Raw genomic sequence first — 17,906 nt, forward strand, 5'->3', positions numbered from 1 at the left:
TCTTTTTAAGCACTACATTCAGCAGGACAATTTGATCGATGAAAACAATAACTGAACTTCTGCAACAGGCCGTTGTGATTGCCGATGGGGCCATGGGGACGATGCTCTACCAGCACGGGGCGTTTCTCAATACCTGTTTTGAAGAGCTGAACCTGACACGCCCGGAACTGGTCGGGCGTATCCATAGCGAATATATCGAAGCCGGTGCGGATTTCATCGAAACCAACACCTATGGAGCCAATGCATTCAAGCTGGCCCGGTTTGGTCTGAGTGACCGCAGCGATCAGATCATTCATGCCGCAGTGGAAATTGCACGACAGGCAGCAAACGATAAGGCTCTGGTGGCCGGGGCAGTGGGGCCGCTTGGTGTGGATTTGCCGCAGATTCCTGAGCATCTGCGAAACGCAGCTTATGAAGCGTTCGTGTCTGAGGTTCGTTCACTGGATTCGGCCGGGGCCGATTTCCTTTTGATGGAAACGTTTTCCAGCTCCGACGAACTGCTTTTAGCCATCCAGGCGGCCGCTGATGTCTGTACAAAACCGATTTTTGCCCAGATGACCTGCGGTCCCAAGCAGGAAACACGATATGGCGTACCCATTCAGGATGCCATTGCCCCTATCGCTGCACACCCAGCCGTAATTGCGGTCGGTTTGAATTGTTCGATCGGTCCGTCGGATATGCTGGAGGCGATTCGCAAAATCCACCGTATAACCTCCAAACCGATTATCGTCCAGCCCAATGCTGGTTTTCCGCGTCAGGTGGAAGGACGCATGCTGTATATGTGTACGCCGGAGTATATGGCCGAATATGCCAAACGGTTTCTTGAAATCGGCGTCAAAGTCATCGGCGGCTGCTGTGGCACCACCCCGGCCCATATCCGTGAGATTGCCAAGGCCGTCCGTCCCCTGGCCCGCATATCGACTGCCGGCCCTGTCCCGGTCTCTATTTCCGCTGTTCCCCACAAAAAGAAGCCTGAATTCGAAGCCAAGCCGCTGGCACAAAAAAGTCTTCTGGGTAAAAAAATCGCCGAAGGTGTTCCGGTTTTCTGCGTGGAATTGACCCCTCCCCGTGGTACCGACAGTGCCAAATTGGTACAAAACGCCAAAATCTGTGCCGATTACGGAATTGATGCTGTTAATATTCCCGACGGCCCGCGTGCCAGCGCCCGTCTGAGTCCTTTGGTCTCAGCAGTAAAAATCCAGCAGGCCGCTCCCATCGAAACCATCCTTCATGTGTGCTGCCGGGACAAAAATATCATCGGCCTGCAATCGGATCTGCTGGGGATTGATGCGATGGGTATCAAAAATACTCTGTTGATTACAGGTGATCCGCCAAAGCTGGGCGAATACCCGGATGCAACGGCAGTCTTTGATCTGGATTCGGTTGCATTGACTCGTGTCGTCAGCAACCTGAATCGGGGGCTGGATATTGCCGGCAACGCCCTGCCTGCCCCGCTGACACTGACTATTGGCGTCGGAGCCAATCCCGTGGCGTCCGAACTGTCTCGTGAAATCAATCGGTTTAAACAGAAAGTGGCTGCAGGCGCAGAATATGCCATTACCCAGCCGGTATTTGATATCGATATGTTTTTTGCATTTCAGGCCGCAGTGAAGGATTATCCTATCCCGCTGATTGCCGGCATCTGGCCGTTTACCAGTTATAAGAATGCGGAATTTATGGCCAACGAAGTCCCTGGGGTTGTCGTACCGCCAAAACTGCTTGAACGGATGTCTCGGGCCGCCACGCAGGACCAGGGCCGCAGAATTGGGATACAAATCGCCCGCGAAATGATGGAACGTCTGGCCCCCCATGTAGCCGGCTTTGCGGTCAGCGCCCCGTTTGGAAATGTGAAAATCGCCCTGGCAGCCATGGGACGGCTGGATCCGGATCATTTGGACTGATGAAAACAGAATGGCTTGATTATCATTTGCCGCCGGAGTTGATAGCACAAACCCCCGCTGAAAAGAGGACTGCTTCCCGGCTGCTGGTTTTGCATCGGACCGATGGTCGATTGGAAGACCGAATGTTCAGTGATCTGCCGGAATACCTGCGGCCAGGGGATTGTATGGTATTTAACAATACCAAAGTACTTCCCGCCCGTTTCTATTTCCAGCGTTCCACCGGGACGCGTATGGAAGCCCTGTTTCTCAGTGAGGTCCAATCCGGGCAATGGGTGGTCATGATCAAAAATGCCCGCCGTATCAAAACTGGCGAAACCCTGGTATTCCTGAATCGCGACAATACCCCCGGCCCGACCTGTACGGCCCTGGAGCGTGTTGAAGAGGGACACTGGCGACTGCAATTACACCAGACGGCGCCGGCCGAAAATGTCCTGCAAACCATCGGTTTTGCACCTTTGCCGCCTTATATTAAGCGTGATGGACAACACGATCCTATCATGGATGATTTATCCCGTTATCAAACCGTCTTCGCGGAAAAACCGGGTGCTATTGCTGCCCCCACCGCAGGGCTGCATTTTGATCGGGCCCTTCTGGATAAAATTTCAGCGATACCTATCTATCGTGCCCACTGCACCCTGCATGTCGGCACCGGCACATTCAAGCCCGTCCAGACAGCCATACTCGAAGATCACCCCATGCATTCTGAATTTTTCGATATGCCCTCCGATGCTGCCCAGACCATCAACTCTGTCCGACAGGCCGGCGGTCGCATTATTGCGGTCGGTACAACGTCGGTCCGTACCCTTGAAAGTGTTGCCTGTGAAGGCAAAGCAGTTCCCTCTTCAGGGCAAACACGCCTGTTTATCACTCCCGGATATCGATTCAAACTGGTCGACGGCATGATCACCAATTTTCACTTGCCACGATCTACACTGTTATCTCTGGTGGCTGCCTTTGCCGGGCTGGATAGGATTCTGAATGCTTATCGCCACGCTATTGACAGGAAATACCGGTTTTATTCCTATGGCGATGCAATGCTGATTATTTAAGGCGCTGCGGAAGCCTATTATTGTGCAGGAAGACGCGGCTCCACATCGGGCGTCTGATCATTGTTATGCCACCGCAAATACCACCGGTCTTTCAGAGCTACGGTTTCGATGCGTAAATCCCGCATAATCAAATTGACCTTCATCTGGTGACCCTCGATGCAAAAACAACACATATACCGGGCATTGTCAGGCAGTTCGAGGATTTGAATTCTTTCAGAAACAGGGGTAGATTATCCAGTCTTGAGGCCACCCAACCCACCCCCCTAATAGATAGACGCCGGATGAGATGTTTAGCCAGTCCCCCGGCATAGTGTCTTTACCGGCAGGCCTGTGAGACCTGCCGGTAAAGCGTTATTATTCAACCTGGTTACTCGCCGCAGGCGGTTTGCGGATAAAGACCGCAACTGAGCCAATGGGAAGCAAACGTGGCAAAATCAGCCAGATCAACGCGGCAGTTGCCGTCATAATCATAAGCATTCGCATAAGGCTTCAGACACAGCGCTGCATCCGGCTTGCCAACCAGATACATATCTGCAATTTCCAGTCCGGTTAACCGATAATTATATATTTTCACATCATCAATGGCGCCAGTCAGGAAATCCGTCACGACGCCGCGGTTATTGTTGGCGCCGATAATCATCGGGTAATCCCACGGTTCAAATGTCGGACTGGATGTATAGGCATCAGTCGCCCCGAGGGGCTTGCCGTCCAGATACAACTGAGCGACAGCGCCTTTTTCATAGGTTGCCGCAATCAGATGCCATTGGCCGTCTCCGGCCAGCGGGGCAGCCGCGGTACCGCTGACGTCAGGCATATCGACATCACCACTGTTTTGACGCAGGCGGAAATGAATCTCCTGCCCATTCGTTCCTGAAAGCCACATCTGACATCCCGGTCCTGTACCATCATTATGGGTCCCCAAAATCATGGCTGCAGGGGCATTGATACTGTCTACGCGTACCCAGCAGGCGATTGTGCCGGCTTCCAGCCCCCCTCCCAGACTGCTCTTGGGGTAGGCTTCGGTGGTTAGCTGCACATATTGTGTTCCATTGAACTGGATTGCCTGGCCAAGATTTGGTACCCCCGTAATAAATCCCGGCAGCAAGATATTATTCGGCTCACCTCTCAGTGTGCCATGCACCGTTCCCGCAGCGTCATTGGCGTTCCCATCAAAGGGATAATATGCCACCAGCCGCTGAACAGTCAAGCCCGCAGACAGGGTGGTCTGGGTTTCTGCACTGCTATTGGTCACTGAACAGTAATAATAAGCCTCATCTGAAATTTTGGTGTTGGCAACAGACAGGGTGGCCGTAAAGGAACCACTGCCAAGACTGGCCACTGTCACAGTCAAATCCCCGCTGGTCCTGGTACCGGGGCCCGTCTGAGAAACCAGCAGGATATCCGGTGTCCCCGCTTTATACCAGCTCACCGTCGGCATGGTCAGGCTCTCAAAGGCAGCCGAAAACACGGCCGTTTCAGACACTTTCACAGAGACATTTTGGGGATTAGCCGTGATCACGGGAACACTTTTGACCGTTTCAAAAAACCAGACAGGACCTGTTACCGTGTTAGGATCCGCGGGGGTGGAATTGTGAATGCTTTCATCAACCCGCCAATAATAAATTGTATCCGTCTTGAGGCCTGAAATGGAAGCCTCAATCGGTTCCGTCGTATCTGTAATCACCATCGGATTGACAGCCATATTCGGTTCACCTTCCACCAGGTAAAGATAGTGCTTAGTCACTCCGGCCAGCTCGGCGGTATTCCAGACAAGTTTTGTTGTGACAGCGGGATTGACAAACTTCTGACTATTGGCTGGAATCGGATTTCGAGCCCAGGGAGTGGAGGAGCGGAGCATCATATCACCAGCAGTCCGGGCAATATTACTGATGCGGACCTCATCGATTAAGCCTTCAAAGTTTTCCGTCCCGATCCCTCCGGTAGTGCGAAGCTCATTGCCAATGGCAAACTTGGACATCACCGTACCGGTCAAATCCGCCGTCAGATTAAACGTGGTGCTTCCCACCTGCTGGGCTGCCGTGGCCGTTCCCAGCTCGGTCCAATACAGTTTCAGATTGCCCGGGGTATTGGCATTGCCATCATAGGTAACCGCAGCATGGTACCATCGGCCTGCGGTATAGGTAATCGGGGCGTCAAATGACAACACGCTTCCTGCCAGACTTTGGAATCGCAGCATCGTGCCGCCATCCTGAATGCGGAACTGAAATCCCCGTACGTCGTTGGCGCCATCGGATTCGGCACAGATAATTTCCATGTGGGTCAATTCAGCACCCGGCTCCATATCCGGCCTGACAATGGCTTCAAAAGTGAAAGCACCATCTGCCCCCATAAGCCGTGAAAGGGCGATTGCATTCACCGCATCGCCGGCATACGGAGCAACTCCAGTCTTGCCGTCGTAGGTGTTCAAGGCATTTCCGTATCCATCCACAGACAAGGACAATGTCGCCCCGTTAACAAGCGGCAAATGAAGTGGGTTGACTGTTACCATGTCTGGCACATTTGATCCGCTTAAAGTATCAAAATGCCATAAGTGCAGGGTCTTTGCGTCAACCGGATAGGGGCCGACCGCAGCAGCCTGAGTGTTTGACACAACAACAGACACTATAAAACCAACCAGCAGCCATGTTCTCATACTACATCCTCCACATTAAAGATTTCTCAATTTCACTTTTTCGCTAAGATGAAACCCTGTCTGCATACACGCACAGGTTAAGGTTCAAGATACAAGTAAGGCTCTGCAAACAATGCCCAGTCATTAAAATGCGTCCCATCGGGCCCCTCCGTCGTAATCAGAGTCAAATAGCGATCCTGACTGGAAATGGGGATATGAACCACGTCACTTTGTCCGGCCGGAATATTTTTGGAAAATTTGAGCTGCCCGTCCAGCAAGACATGGAATCCGGCAATCGGCAGCGGCTCATTGGGCCTTTTTTGGCGTATATTGCCAATGTAATCGAGAATCGATTCTGAAATCCCGCAGACCGCTTCAAATCGATGGATAGCAAGCCCAGGAAAACGCTGCCGGATGGCGTTCAAATCGAACGTAATCCCCTGACTGGCGTGCATATAAATAGAGGGATTTTCAGTGTTTCCATATTCCGTTCCCCGCAATTTGAGATGATGACGGGGGACGGAAAAATTGGCAGCTTCATGCCAGCCGCCGTTAAATATCCCATTCCAGTAATCACCGGCGGATTGCGGAAAATGATCCACGGTATGTCCTTTGGAAGAAATGGTCAGTGTTCCGTTCTGGACAATCGGAATGAAAACCCCATCAATCAGAGGGTTCTCCGCCACCGGCACATACTGGGATTTACCCTGCAGGGATGTGGTGGCTTTTTCAAAGAGCCTGGCTTTGCCGGTTGCGACATCAATACCCTGATTGATAGTGCCTGTACCCAGGCCATCTCCCCCGCCGACAATGTCCGCCAAATTCACCTTCTCACCATGCCAGACAAAATTGGCACGTGAATCCAGGGCCCGAACGAAGCCGTTTTGATTGAGGGGAATATCCTGAAGCTTGCCAGCGAGACTGACCCGCTTGGCCTGCCCCGTTTCCAGAATACAGCTGGTTTGAACATTACCCAGTACTCCGGCCAGCAGCGAGGTCTTGCCGTGAAACATATGCAAATTGGTCGAGCCGGCAAAATCCACTTCGACACCAAATTCCGTCCCCAAATCAATAATACTGGATGACGGTGTCATCACAGTAAAACCGGTGGCCTTAACGGGCACACTGGCATACATACGTCCTGACTCCAGAACCAGCTTGTCGGGCGAAACTGTTTTAAACGTAACCGGACCCTCAAGAATGACTTTGGCTCCATAGGCAAACTCCATTTTGACAACACCTGAAAGCAGATGTAATGGCTCGTTTTTGCCGTATAGAATATCTCCTTCAGCCAGACTGGATGCCGAATTAACCCATTTGGCATGGTAGGTATCCATAATCGTAGCGGCCGGCAGCAGGGATTTGGCAGGATTCAGATATGCCAGGGCAATCAGCAGAATTAAGGCCGCAGAGGATACAACAGCAGTCAGCAGGAAAACCCGGTTCACCGAATGGGTGACTCGCTCCACCTGGCTATCACGCACCGAGAAATGCTTGTTTTCTTCCGGCGCCGGCTCGGTTTCTGCAACCGCAGGTGAACTCTTTTCAGTTTCGGCCAGCTCATTCCAGAACTGCCAGTTGACTACGGCGCTATCAGAACTGGAAGCCCCCAATGAAGGTGTTTTCGCACGAGGCGCAATGATGGCATGGTTCAATACAAAATCCACATACGCCCTGGCTGCTTCCGGGCTCGACTGAATTCGATGCTGCAGCTCTTCGAAGGCATCCGGCTGAATTGTGCCTTCAAGCGATGCCAGAATCAACTCACTCAGGCGAATATCGTCTTGTTTGGATCCCATTAGATTGTCTCCCAGGAAGACAGCGTTCGTTCCACACACAAACGAAGCAGATTATGAATACGGGCCATGGATTTGTACATTCCCTGTTCGGGACGTCCGATTTGTCTGGCAATATCCCGTATCCTGGCACCCGTTTCATAACGATGTTCGATCATTTTTTTGTCATTTTGATTGAGTTTTTGCAGACATTCTTCCAAGGCGTGAATCCGCTTATCCATCGATTGGATTTTTTCGGAAGCATACGAGATCAGCGTGCTGGTTACATCCTCATTGAATTGCAGTGCGGCGTGACCGTAGTGTTTTTTGCGATAATTGTAAATCTGGTTGCGGGCAATGGTGATAGCCCAGGCCAAAAAACTGGTCCCGGATTGAAATTCCCGAAATCGCCGGCACATCACCAGGGCCGACTCCTGCAAAATATCCTCTGCATCCGAAAGATTGGGGACTAAAGTCAGAATAAACCCATAAATCCGCTTATGATACTTCAAAAGCAGACTGACAAGTTGTTCATTGGGATCCAGATTTACTTCTTTTATGTCATTCATTTCAGATATATTTAATCTATATTTATACCAGAATAAGTATCTTTTGGTAAAGATAATGTCTTATGTTTTAAAAATTGGAGTTGGATTTTTAAAAAAAATGACCACATTCTTCACTTCTCCTGACATCCCCTTACAGGCCACCCAAATCATCTGTAAGCCAATGTAATGAAATTACTTATAAATATTTTTTCGCACCCCAAAACATCGGGGTTGACAAATAAGGCCAAAATGAGTATATTCATAATTAAGCTCCTTCTGCCGCCTGTGGTTGCCCTGGGAAGTACACCGACTTCCTCCTCCTTCTGCCACAGGCGGTTTTTTTATGCGCCCCGTTCCAAAAGCTTTCCTAATAAAATTTTAATCTTTTCTGCAATTTTTTAACCCCTAACACAGTATTTACTTAAAAATCATCTGTGTTATTTGAGCATTGTAAAATGGATAAACAAGAAAAATGGATATGGAGCGGGATCTGTGTATTGGCTGCTGGTTTAATGCTCTTTCTCATTAGCGGCGCCTATCACAAATACGATCTCTTAAATAAAGAAAAACTGGAGCCTTTTATACCTGATCGGGTTGTTACGGTCCGAATCGTCATGGATGAAAAAGACTGGCAGTGGCTTCGCTCCTCAGCCAGGAGCGAACAATATGTTCGTGCTGATTTTTGGTTTGATGGCTATCAATATCCTAATGTCGCGGTCCGGCCAAAAGGCAATTCTTCGCTAATGTCTGTAGCAGGCAGCGGGTCATCTCGGCTGAGTCTGAAGGTGGATTTTAATTTCTTCAATTCCGCCCGCACCTTTCGGGGCCTTAAAAAACTGAACCTGAATAATGGCTTTTCCGACCCAACATATATTCGCGAAGTCCTTGGCTATGAGATATTCAAAAATATGGGGCTGCCTACCCCTCGAACGGCTTTCGTTGATGTGTATGTCAACGACACTCATCTTGGACTTTATACCCAGGTGGAACCGATCGACAAATCATTTCTGGCTCGGCATTTTGATAATCCCAACGGCAATCTATATAAGCCGGAAATCGGCGCAGCGACACTGAACTGGACTGCCAAAGACTTAAGTCAGCAAAGCAATTCTTCGCCACAGCCACAGCAGCAAAATCAGCTCAATCTGGCATTAAACATCGGCGGCACACGACTGGCGGATTTACTCCGTCTTATGGAACGGGAACGTTCCGGCAATTCCCCTGCGGCGGAACAAAATCCCGGTTTTGGCGGGGGCATGTTTCCTGGTGGTCCGGGGTTTGGCCCCGGGATGCCGCCATTCCCCGGCCCGCAGGGTGGTTTTCCCCCCAATCCAGGCCAGTTTCCCCAGGGCGGCAATATGCCATTTCCTCCGGCAGGGCCCATGGGAGGCCCGATGTCAATCCCCCCGGGAGGACAACCTTTTGCCGGCCGGCCTGGCGATCCAAATGGATTATTTGCCAATTCACCACAACCATTCCCTCCCGGAATAGCCGGCGGGCCTGCCCCGATGGGGCCGGGGCCGGATGGCAGACCGTTTGATCCCAATCAATTTCAGCGATTTATGGCCGATGGTAATCGCGGCGGTCAGGGAGGACGCGGTTTTCAGGGCGGTCCTGGAGGCCCGGGAATGCCTGGATTTGGACGGGGAGGAAATCTGCTGGAAACCATGGGCCTTAAGACCAATGAAAATTATCAGAACCATTCTGCCCTGCTGCATTTTCTGGAGGTACTGAACAATACTCCGGATGACAGCTTTCCCGCGGAAATTGAAAAGGTTCTTAACGTTGATCAGGTTTTGCGTTATCTGGCTGTATCCTCAATGCTGGTTCACCTGGATAATTACACCGGTATGGGGCATAACTATTATCTGTACGAAACCAACGGATATTTTACAATCATCCCGTGGGATCTGAATATGGCCTTTGGAACTTTTCGGATGGGGGCCCCACAGGGCGATATAGCTGAATTTTATATTGACGAGCCTGTTACCAGCGGCCTGGATAGTCGCCCGCTGGTCAAACGCCTGCTGGCCTACCCCCCTTATCTTGAGCGCTACCATCAATATCATGAACAGCTATTGGCTGGAGATTTCGCCGAGGGGGTTCTCGAAAAACGTATTGATCAATGGGTGAGTCTGATCCGCCCGTATGTGGAGAAAGACGAATTGAAATTTTTCACGATGGAGCAATTCGAAAAAGGACTCACTGAAGGCAGTGCAGACATGAATTTTATGGGAATGGGAATGCCTGGCCCCGGGAATATGAACAATTTAAATGAACGACGACCGGCTATGGCGATGGAAAAGGCCCCTGAGATGTCCGAAAAACCCCAGGAGCCTGCCGCCAACAGCCAGCAAAATCAGACCATCCGTCCCGGCAATTTCGGCCCGTTTGGCCGACAAGAGCGTGCCCAAATGGGTAACAATCGGGGCAGAATGGGCGGGTTTGGCGGCGGTCCTGGCGGTATGGGTATGGGAGCTCCCGGACTGAAATCCTTTATCGCCAAACGCCGCATTTCCGTCCGCAAACAACTGGATGGAGAATTACCCTCCCGACCTACCGCCCAGCAGCGTCAGCAAAATAATCAATGGCCCATGATGTTCGGGCCCGGAGGAATGATGTAATGATTGCATGGTCTGGCATCCGCAAGTCCCTGCCTGTCTTGTCTGGCTCACAACGATTTGAACGCAAATTCTATCTGCCATCATCCGCGGTCCCGTTTGCGGCTCATTTGCTGGCCCACTGCTGCCCCGCAGACCGACGTTATGCCCGTGGCACGATCCATTCGGTTTATTATGACACCGATAATCTGGATTATTATGATGAATCAGAGCAAGGCCAGCGGATTCGCAACAAAGTTCGGGTACGGTGGTACGATGATTCGCACAACGCCGACACGGTGACGGTATTTATCGAATTAAAGTCCAAAAACGGCTTTGCCGGAAGCAAACAGCGAAAACAACACGTTGTGTCCACACAGCGGCTTGCTATGTCCGCCCTGCGACATGGGCCGGTACCTTACACGCACGTTGTCAACGCTCTTGCTGAATTTGACTATCATCCGCACAATCAACTTCACCCGATGCTGCTGATCACTTATCAGCGGCTTCGTTTTCTGGATCCGCTGACTGGATCGCGGATTTCTCTGGATTGGAATATCCGTTCAACCCTGGTGTATCCGCTGCTCAATCGCGGCGAACAGTCCCTGACGATGGAAGGGGCAGTCATTGAAATCAAGGGCCCTTCCAATGAGATTCCCCTGACACTCCGTTCGCTCCAGGTGCTGAACACCGACTGGAGCCGATATTCCAAATACGCCACCTGTATGCAGTCTCAATTAGAAAAAACCGGGTCTTTCGGCCGTTTGTTGCCGTCAGGCCGCGGCGAAAATAGCTGAACCAACACGTTATTGCAGGAGAACAAGCATGCCCACTCAATTGAATTTTCAAACCCCTGACACGAATCTTCTTAGTCTGTGTATTCCTATTGGGATTTCCCTGGCGGCCTCAGTCGTCGTTTATCTGATGTATCATTTGTTTTATGGTTCCCGTAATATCGGTGCGGGCGTGGATCGCTGTTTCATTCTCGGCGGTCCGGCTATCACCGCCCTGTTTCTCGGTATCCAAAGTTCTATCCCCCTGTCACTGGGTCTGCTGGGAGCCCTGTCCTTTGTACGTTTTCGTACCCCGGTCAAGGACTCTGCCGAAATCGGCTTTCTGCTGCTTTTGATTGCCTCCTCCATCGGCATCGCAACCAAGACCTATGCCATTGTGATTGTCTTGTTTGCCGCAGCTTTGCTGGCGTTAACCGTCCAATATTTGATACGCAACCGCATTTCACTGCGGCGATTCACCAACCTTATCCTGTCTCTTGAATCAGACACGTATTCCCGCATTGAAGACGCGCTCAACCGTTTCATGAATCAGCAGCTGGACAACGTCAGCGTCAAAACTGTCTCCGTGATGGACGGACGGGTCTCCCTGCATTACCAATTCCGTAAAAAAGCAGACTTCAATCGTACGGAATTTGTCAAAAACCTTCATACCATTACCGGCTCCGATCGTGTGGAGATATTTCTGGGCGGCGCTCTGTCAGCCTGAGCCGAATAAGCTCGATATTCCCAACGGGTATGATGATTCCGCGAGCAGAAGAAGCACGTGGTTAAAGCTGCTGTACTTCGCCGTGACAAAACGGGAAATTTCAAGCAGGATTCGTATTAATCACAACCCTCTAACGCCTTGCAGGTATTCTCTTGCAAGGCGTTAGAGCATCTGTGCCTGCCTCATTTCGCAGGTGTTTTGGCCAAATTGACCTTGCTGTTCTGAACCACAAAATTGACCACCGCTTCGGCAACACCTTCCTTCTCCATGGCTTCAAATACACACCCTTCCAAGACAACATTCTGAATGGGGCTGCGGGGATACCCCTTGACCAGCCATGGATACTTGCTCTTTTGACAGCGAACATGGGTCATGAAAATATTGCGGACAATCGGATCGAATTTACCTGTATCGCCTTCCTGATAATAAAAATCAATCAGCAGTGCCGCTTCACGCACCTGCGGCATAGTTACATTCCGCAAAAAAATATTTTCAACCACCCCGCCCCGGACGGAATTGGTTTTGATACGCAAGCCCCGCTCCAGATTGGGACTGTCCATCAGACAGTCTTCGGCAAAGATATTCCTCGCACTGCCTGATATCTCACTGCCGATAACCACACCGCCGTGCCCTTCTTTCATCGTACACTTGCGCACCACAATATTTTCTGATGCCGTATTCACCCGTCTGCCGTCGGCATTGCGTCCTGATTTAATCGCAATACAGTCGTCGCCTGTATCAAAAAAACACTCTTCTATCAAAACGTCCCTGCAGGATTCAGGGTTGCATCCGTCGTTATTCGGTCCATGACCGACAACAGTGACTTTTCGAACCGTAATATTCTGGCTCAACACCGGATGGATATGCCACATTGGACTGTTTTTGATGGTCACTCCTTCAATCAGAATATTCCTGCACCGATATGGCTGGATCATATTGGGACGGAGCTTGTGATCTTTGCCATAAATCCTCTGCTCGACCGGAATCTGCTTTTCAGCCTGTTCCACCAGGGCACTCACATCGGCCTTCTGCGTCCATTTCCATCGCCACCAGTTGGTAATATCCGCATTCCCATCAAGTGTACCGCTGCCGGTGATGGCGATATTCTCCTGTTCAAATGCATAAATCAGCGGTGAGTAATTCATACATTCAGTCCCTTCAAAACGCGTAAAGACGACCGGCAGATAATCCTCCGTCGTTGTAAAAAAGTGGATAACAGCATCCTTCTCAAGATGTAAATTCACATTGCTTTTGAGATGAATCGGTCCCGTCAAATACGTCCCGGCCGGAACAACCACCCTGCCGCCTCCCGCCAAGCTGCATGCATCAATCGCTTTTTTGAAGGCCTCAGTACAGTCCTTGTTTCCATCGCCCGCTGCCCCGTATTTTGTCACAGGAAAATCCCGATCCGCAAACACCGGCGGCACAATCCGTTCCAATATCCCCGGCAGCATCGCCCAGCCCTGCTCAGCCGTCATCGGCTCCGAACAGCAGATACTGCCCAATCCAATAAACACAGATGCCAGAATAATCCACGTATTCATCGCGGCTCTATCTCGGATCATAAACATCCCTTTTGAATCCAACAATATTATTATTGCTTATTCAAGGCCGGATTCCATCCATCTTTTCCGGCCAATACCTTTTGTACCGTTATCTCGCGGGCTTGTTCCTCAGTTAATTTCCTGGCCCATGGAACACGTCCCTTGGGATTGGCACCGGGGCCGGTACTCCCGAATTCAGCATACCGGGAGGTAGTCTCCCGATAGGGTTTATCCCAATTATGCCAGCCATCCGGACGAACTACCTCGGTCATCTCTGTATTCAGGAAAATCACATTCGCATAATCCCGCCAGGGTCTGCCCAGATAAGTCCTGACCTCCGGCGACTGGCCAGTTATGGTACAATGTGAGAACACATACCCAAACGGCTCAAATTCCGGCGTAGATGCCGCGGTAATGTACCCATTTTTCAGACAAATAATCCTGCATTTCTCAAAAAAAGCTGTCCCGCCGCCAAAGATAAAATCACAATGCCCAAGAATGGTGCACTTTTCATAATAATGCCGCCCGACATGATCGAGAATCGTATCCTGCCAGCCCAGAAAACGGCAGTTTCGGAAACTCACCCGGTCCCCAAAAACCGCGATCGCAACCGCCTGTCCCACCGGCCCGGCAGAGTTTTCAAAGGTTATATTGTCGGCGCTGAAATCATCCGCCTCAATTGTCACCGACGGCGTCCGAAACGTGCCAATTTCGTTGCCATCGGCATTCTTAATCCCAGCATATAAATCAAAAGTCAGAATTGTATTCTGGGCATCGAGTCCCCTGAAATGAATAAACCGCTTGTACCGCGGCACAACAATCCGCTCTTTATAGACGCCCGGGGCAATTCGAATCACCACCGGCTCAAGATTGCCATCGGGCACTGCATCCACCGCCGCCTGTACCGATGTAAACCGGCCCCTGCCATCGGCACTTACCGTCAACTCGACAGGCATCTTTCCTGCCGAAACCGCCTCTGGCTGTCGGCGCCCCGCCTGAACAGCCTGAGTCAGCCAATCCACAATGTCTTTGACATACTGGGGACGAACCTGATCCCATTCGCTGATGCGATGTCCTGCACCTTCGATCGTGATGATTTCACACGGGACACAATAATGATCCAATTTGGCCTTAAAATTGATAGATTGCGAATAAGGTACACTGTTATCGTCCGTTCCGTGCAGTAGTAAAAACGGAGGCAGTCCCGCATTGACATACTGAATCGGTGATATCCGCTGGAGCATTGTTCGGGCATCCTCATTCATCTCAGCGGACCGATCCAGCAGTTTTTGCATTGAAGAACTTAATCCTCCTCGTCGTTCCGAATCCGCTTCATGATCCGTCGGCGGTGCTATTCCCACTACCGCCTGCACACGTTCGGCCGGGTCAGACTGAACTGCGGCCAGACATGCCAGATGCCCACCAGCCGAATATCCAATCAGGGCGATTCGTTCGGCATCCGCCCGATATGCTGCTGCATTTGCACGAACCCAGCGAATTGCCGAACGCACATCCTCAAAACAGGCCGGCCAGCGATGCTGCGGGGCCAGTCGGTAATTGATGGAAAACCATACAAATCCCGCCTCAGACAATGCCTTATATAGAAACGCCATATCCTTCTTGTCACCGCCGCACCATCCTCCCCCATGGATAAGAATTACCGCTGGGCCCAGCCCTTTTCCCTCCGGTACACAGGCATCCAGCAAAAGCGATTGCCCCCCTTGCGTGCCATACAGAATATCCTCATACATCCCGGCAGGATGTTCCAATACTGCCCCGCTTGAAATACCCCCGAATATCAGCCATGCAACATACCAAAAACATTTTATCATCGCCTGATTCCCATCGCTGTAATCTATCGTTTGTTCTCGTCGAAGCTCATAGACAGCCACTGTGGATATGAAATAACGGCTTGCCGTTGGATGGTGCTGCCAAAGTTCAGCTCAGGGCCCCATGGCTCGGAATACTGTATAGATGGCAGTACTGTAAAACCCCAAATCGAACCCTCCGGCATCCAGAGTCGTCCAGATATCCCGCCCGGCAGGATCTTTGAGATCCGTAAATACAGCCTGATCGTTGCAATATGCCACATGTCCGTCGCTGTATAATCCGTTAAGTCCATAGAGCTTGTTATTCTGATGGCTGATCGTAGCACGATTATGGATAATATCCGTGGTATAAGGCAGACTTGGATGCAGGCGGACATATTTGGTCGCCATGTCCTGTGGAGCATGCGTGGCTGAATTGAGTTTGGCATTCCGTTCGACAGGATAATAGGTAAATCCCATCCGAACCCATTGGTTGCTTCCGCTGGCGGTATTGTAGTCCTGCGGCAGAGACCCCCAGGGTCCGGGCTTAACATAGGATTCATACTTATACCCGCTGAGTCGATTCCCCGGACAGTAAAAAATCTCAGGCACATCAATATAGTCCAATTCATACAAATAGGCAAATCGCAGCGGCTTAAGCCTGCCATCCGCATATCGGAGATTATCGCGATAGAGGGTATAGCGATGTGTCTCCGCCTTGGGCGGGCTGGACAAATCAAACTCATCCGGCAGATACTCTTTGAATGCATCCGCATACAGCTTCATTGCCGTGCCGATCTGCTTAAGACGGGTCCCGCAGACCACTCGTTTGGAATACTCTTTGGCCCTTTTCAAACCCGGGATCAAAATCGACAGCAGCAATGCAATGATCGCAATAACCACCAGCAGTTCAATCAGTGTAAATGCGTGTCTTTTCTTGGTTCTCATGTTCAATCCTTTGATTTCATGGACACACCACAGGTTTTGGATACCTGTCTATTTACACCCTCCGCTTATGGTGTACTCCGTGTTGTCGGACCCGCACCGAAAGCCAGAACGGGCCGACATGATTCGTTTCCCGACACGATTCCACATATCAGTTGCCGCAAAGCCCAAGCGTGTCCGTGCAATTGAGCCAATCGGCGGCAATCAGTATCATCATATCCGCTAAATCCACAATGCAGTCATGATTCTGATCCCCGATATTGTATCCGGCTCCCGTCTCGATGTGGGATGCATCACAGGAGGTATCCCCAACCACAATACGAAGTGAATCGGAACTGTCCTTTTCACCATCACTAACCGTCAGCATAAACCGATAATCGCCGCGTTCGGTAATGGTAACCGTCGTGTCCTCGGTATTAGGAGAATGAATCACTGCCGAAAGAGGTCCGGTCACTTGCGTCCAGAGGTATGTCAGTTTCGCTGGAACCGGCATGCCATCATCGGTCACAGTGGCATCCAGGGCAACATCCGAGGGCAGACCCCAGAGCGTCTGGTTTGCCCCGGCTTCAACGACGGGAACTTCATTGTTATAAGTTGAAAAGCTCCACTGTTCACCCGGAATAAGACTGGGCACCCTGCTTGGATCATGACAATCGACAAACCAGTAATACGTGGTTTTGTCTTGAAGTGCTCCAAATGTGCGGAAATTGGTCGTGTTAATTGCAACGGTATTGACATTATTGCCCAGTGTCACTTTATCCATCTGCGGGCGATTCGGCTCAGTCTGACCCGGCAGCAGGTATCCGAGATAAACATCACAGTAGATTGGAGTTCCCGGCACATTCGGTTCCGGCAGCGTCCACGATAGGGCCGGCAGCGTTGTTTCCACGACCGCTCCAACAGCCGGTGACGGCTCATCCGCCCCAATGGGATGATAGACGATGGTCAGCACCGGTCGTCTCTCCACAACGCTATTATCATGGGTGGAGAAATTCAACAGATTGGGAGAGTTATGCAAAACAAACTGAACAATCCCATCAGTATCTGTCTGAAGGGCAGGCAATACATCAATAGTAAACGTCTGGCCGGCCAGGCCATTGGTAAAACTCACCGTCGAAAGCAAGGTGGTCTTTGTTGAATCCAGCGCCGCAAGGCTGCCGGGATCGTTGCCGGGAGCATTGTTCCAGGTTATTTGTGTTTCAGACCAGTAGATATTGTCGTGACAATCGTCATTCACATACGATACATCACAACTTTGAGCGCCTGCCTTGTCCTCCTGCAAAGCAATCGTCAGCGTAGCGGTCTTCAGCCGGGCAGTGTCAACCGATTCCAGTCCGGTAAATTTGATCCAGGATTTATTCCCATTGGATGTTCTGCGGACTGACAGCTTGCTGGAATCCGTCCGATTGGTATCCGCATAACTGCCGCCTTCGGTTCTGCAACTGACCGTCGCCGCAAAGCGGACAGTCTCACTGAATACGACACCGGATAACAGTGCGATCACACAACATATATAACATTTTTTCATGGTTTATCTCCTTATCGCCTGATCTGCTTGTTCCATAATACGATGGGCAACCCCGATTCAGTTCGTCTGGCTTTAT

Annotated in this window: 13 protein-coding genes; 5 read left to right on the forward strand and 8 right to left on the reverse strand. The window is 50.8% G+C overall.

All coding sequences use genetic code 11. The features are described from left to right. Positions 1 to 38: 38 nt before the first annotated feature. Together ACQ9LF_RS12115 and queA are read left to right on the forward strand one after the other, a co-directional pair. On the forward strand, positions 39 to 1,901 hold the full coding sequence (locus tag ACQ9LF_RS12115; RefSeq protein ID WP_462489672.1) for a bifunctional homocysteine S-methyltransferase/methylenetetrahydrofolate reductase: 1,863 nt from the start codon (positions 39 to 41) through the stop codon (positions 1,899 to 1,901). Continuing rightward, complete coding sequence (queA, locus tag ACQ9LF_RS12120) at positions 1,901 to 2,950, forward strand: tRNA preQ1(34) S-adenosylmethionine ribosyltransferase-isomerase QueA (protein WP_462489673.1); 1,050 nt, start codon at positions 1,901 to 1,903, stop codon at positions 2,948 to 2,950. Before ACQ9LF_RS12115 ends, queA begins: the two co-directional genes overlap by 1 nt. A gap of 17 nt (positions 2,951 to 2,967) precedes the next feature. On the opposite strand, the gene ACQ9LF_RS12125 is transcribed toward queA, so the two are convergent. The 4 genes from ACQ9LF_RS12125 to ACQ9LF_RS12140 form a co-directional block, all read right to left on the reverse strand. Then, positions 2,968 to 3,093, reverse strand: a complete 126-nt coding sequence (locus ACQ9LF_RS12125; protein ID WP_462489674.1) for a hypothetical protein — start codon at positions 3,091 to 3,093, stop codon at positions 2,968 to 2,970. Positions 3,094 to 3,317: 224 nt separating this feature from the next. Continuing rightward, positions 3,318 to 5,603 (reverse strand): LamG-like jellyroll fold domain-containing protein, encoded by a 2,286-nt coding sequence (locus tag ACQ9LF_RS12130; RefSeq protein WP_462489675.1) that lies wholly within the window; start codon positions 5,601 to 5,603, stop codon positions 3,318 to 3,320. Positions 5,604 to 5,680: 77 nt separating this feature from the next. Further along, the gene (locus ACQ9LF_RS12135; RefSeq protein ID WP_462489676.1) at positions 5,681 to 7,381 is read right to left on the reverse strand and encodes an NPCBM/NEW2 domain-containing protein; all 1,701 of its coding nucleotides are present in this window, start codon (positions 7,379 to 7,381) and stop codon (positions 5,681 to 5,683) included. Then, a complete protein-coding gene (locus ACQ9LF_RS12140; RefSeq protein ID WP_462489677.1) occupies positions 7,381 to 7,926 on the reverse strand; it encodes a sigma-70 family RNA polymerase sigma factor in 546 nt (181 codons plus the stop codon). Before ACQ9LF_RS12140 ends, ACQ9LF_RS12135 begins: the two co-directional genes overlap by 1 nt. A gap of 434 nt (positions 7,927 to 8,360) precedes the next feature. Here ACQ9LF_RS12140 and ACQ9LF_RS12145 point away from each other — a divergent pair, with 434 nt between their 5' ends. Genes ACQ9LF_RS12145 through ACQ9LF_RS12155 form a run of 3 tightly spaced genes read left to right on the forward strand, consistent with a single transcriptional unit; the run spans position 8,361 to position 12,005 of the window. Beyond that, a complete protein-coding gene (locus ACQ9LF_RS12145; RefSeq protein WP_462489678.1) occupies positions 8,361 to 10,529 on the forward strand; it encodes a CotH kinase family protein in 2,169 nt (722 codons plus the stop codon). Next, on the forward strand, positions 10,529 to 11,302 hold the full coding sequence (locus tag ACQ9LF_RS12150; RefSeq protein WP_462489679.1) for a polyphosphate polymerase domain-containing protein: 774 nt from the start codon (positions 10,529 to 10,531) through the stop codon (positions 11,300 to 11,302). The genes ACQ9LF_RS12145 and ACQ9LF_RS12150 overlap by 1 nt, the downstream gene beginning before the upstream one ends. 28 nt (positions 11,303 to 11,330) lie before the next feature. Continuing rightward, positions 11,331 to 12,005, forward strand: coding sequence for a DUF4956 domain-containing protein (locus tag ACQ9LF_RS12155; RefSeq protein ID WP_462489680.1), 675 nt, complete (start codon positions 11,331 to 11,333; stop codon positions 12,003 to 12,005). Positions 12,006 to 12,187: 182 nt separating this feature from the next. Here ACQ9LF_RS12155 and ACQ9LF_RS12160 read toward each other — a convergent pair whose 3' ends face one another. The 4 genes from ACQ9LF_RS12160 to ACQ9LF_RS12175 form a co-directional block, all read right to left on the reverse strand. Continuing rightward, positions 12,188 to 13,570: a glycoside hydrolase family 28 protein gene (locus ACQ9LF_RS12160; RefSeq protein ID WP_462489681.1), complete on the reverse strand. Its 1,383-nt coding sequence runs from the start codon at positions 13,568 to 13,570 to the stop codon at positions 12,188 to 12,190. A gap of 29 nt (positions 13,571 to 13,599) precedes the next feature. After that, positions 13,600 to 15,381 carry a pectinesterase family protein gene (locus tag ACQ9LF_RS12165; RefSeq protein ID WP_462489682.1) on the reverse strand — a complete coding sequence of 594 codons (1,782 nt, stop codon included), beginning with the start codon at positions 15,379 to 15,381 and terminating at the stop codon, positions 13,600 to 13,602. 111 nt (positions 15,382 to 15,492) lie between these two features. Further along, a complete protein-coding gene (locus ACQ9LF_RS12170) occupies positions 15,493 to 16,305 on the reverse strand; it encodes a type II secretion system protein (protein WP_462489683.1) in 813 nt (270 codons plus the stop codon). A 148-nt stretch (positions 16,306 to 16,453) separates the two neighbouring features. Next, positions 16,454 to 17,830, reverse strand: a complete 1,377-nt coding sequence (locus ACQ9LF_RS12175; RefSeq protein ID WP_462489684.1) for a PKD domain-containing protein — start codon at positions 17,828 to 17,830, stop codon at positions 16,454 to 16,456. Positions 17,831 to 17,906: the final 76 nt, after the last annotated feature.

Source organism: Anaeroglomus insulsum (assembly GCF_050689095.1).
GTDB lineage: Bacteria > Planctomycetota > Phycisphaerae > Sedimentisphaerales > Anaerohalosphaeraceae > Anaeroglomus > Anaeroglomus insulsum.

Excerpts from the sequence above, each read along its gene's own strand:
- ACQ9LF_RS12115 (WP_462489672.1), top strand. The coding sequence starts at position 39 with ATGAAAACAATAACTGAACTTCTGCAACAGGCCGTTGTGATTGCCGAT.
- queA (WP_462489673.1), top strand. The coding sequence starts at position 1,901 with ATGAAAACAGAATGGCTTGATTATCATTTGCCGCCGGAGTTGATAGCA.
- ACQ9LF_RS12125 (WP_462489674.1), bottom strand. The coding sequence starts at position 3,093 with ATGAAGGTCAATTTGATTATGCGGGATTTACGCATCGAAACCGTAGCT.
- ACQ9LF_RS12130 (WP_462489675.1), bottom strand. The coding sequence starts at position 5,603 with ATGAGAACATGGCTGCTGGTTGGTTTTATAGTGTCTGTTGTTGTGTCA.
- ACQ9LF_RS12135 (WP_462489676.1), bottom strand. The coding sequence starts at position 7,381 with ATGGGATCCAAACAAGACGATATTCGCCTGAGTGAGTTGATTCTGGCA.
- ACQ9LF_RS12140 (WP_462489677.1), bottom strand. The coding sequence starts at position 7,926 with ATGAATGACATAAAAGAAGTAAATCTGGATCCCAATGAACAACTTGTC.
- ACQ9LF_RS12145 (WP_462489678.1), top strand. The coding sequence starts at position 8,361 with ATGGATAAACAAGAAAAATGGATATGGAGCGGGATCTGTGTATTGGCT.
- ACQ9LF_RS12150 (WP_462489679.1), top strand. The coding sequence starts at position 10,529 with ATGATTGCATGGTCTGGCATCCGCAAGTCCCTGCCTGTCTTGTCTGGC.
- ACQ9LF_RS12155 (WP_462489680.1), top strand. The coding sequence starts at position 11,331 with ATGCCCACTCAATTGAATTTTCAAACCCCTGACACGAATCTTCTTAGT.
- ACQ9LF_RS12160 (WP_462489681.1), bottom strand. The coding sequence starts at position 13,570 with ATGATCCGAGATAGAGCCGCGATGAATACGTGGATTATTCTGGCATCT.
- ACQ9LF_RS12165 (WP_462489682.1), bottom strand. The coding sequence starts at position 15,381 with ATGATAAAATGTTTTTGGTATGTTGCATGGCTGATATTCGGGGGTATT.
- ACQ9LF_RS12170 (WP_462489683.1), bottom strand. The coding sequence starts at position 16,305 with ATGAGAACCAAGAAAAGACACGCATTTACACTGATTGAACTGCTGGTG.
- ACQ9LF_RS12175 (WP_462489684.1), bottom strand. The coding sequence starts at position 17,830 with ATGAAAAAATGTTATATATGTTGTGTGATCGCACTGTTATCCGGTGTC.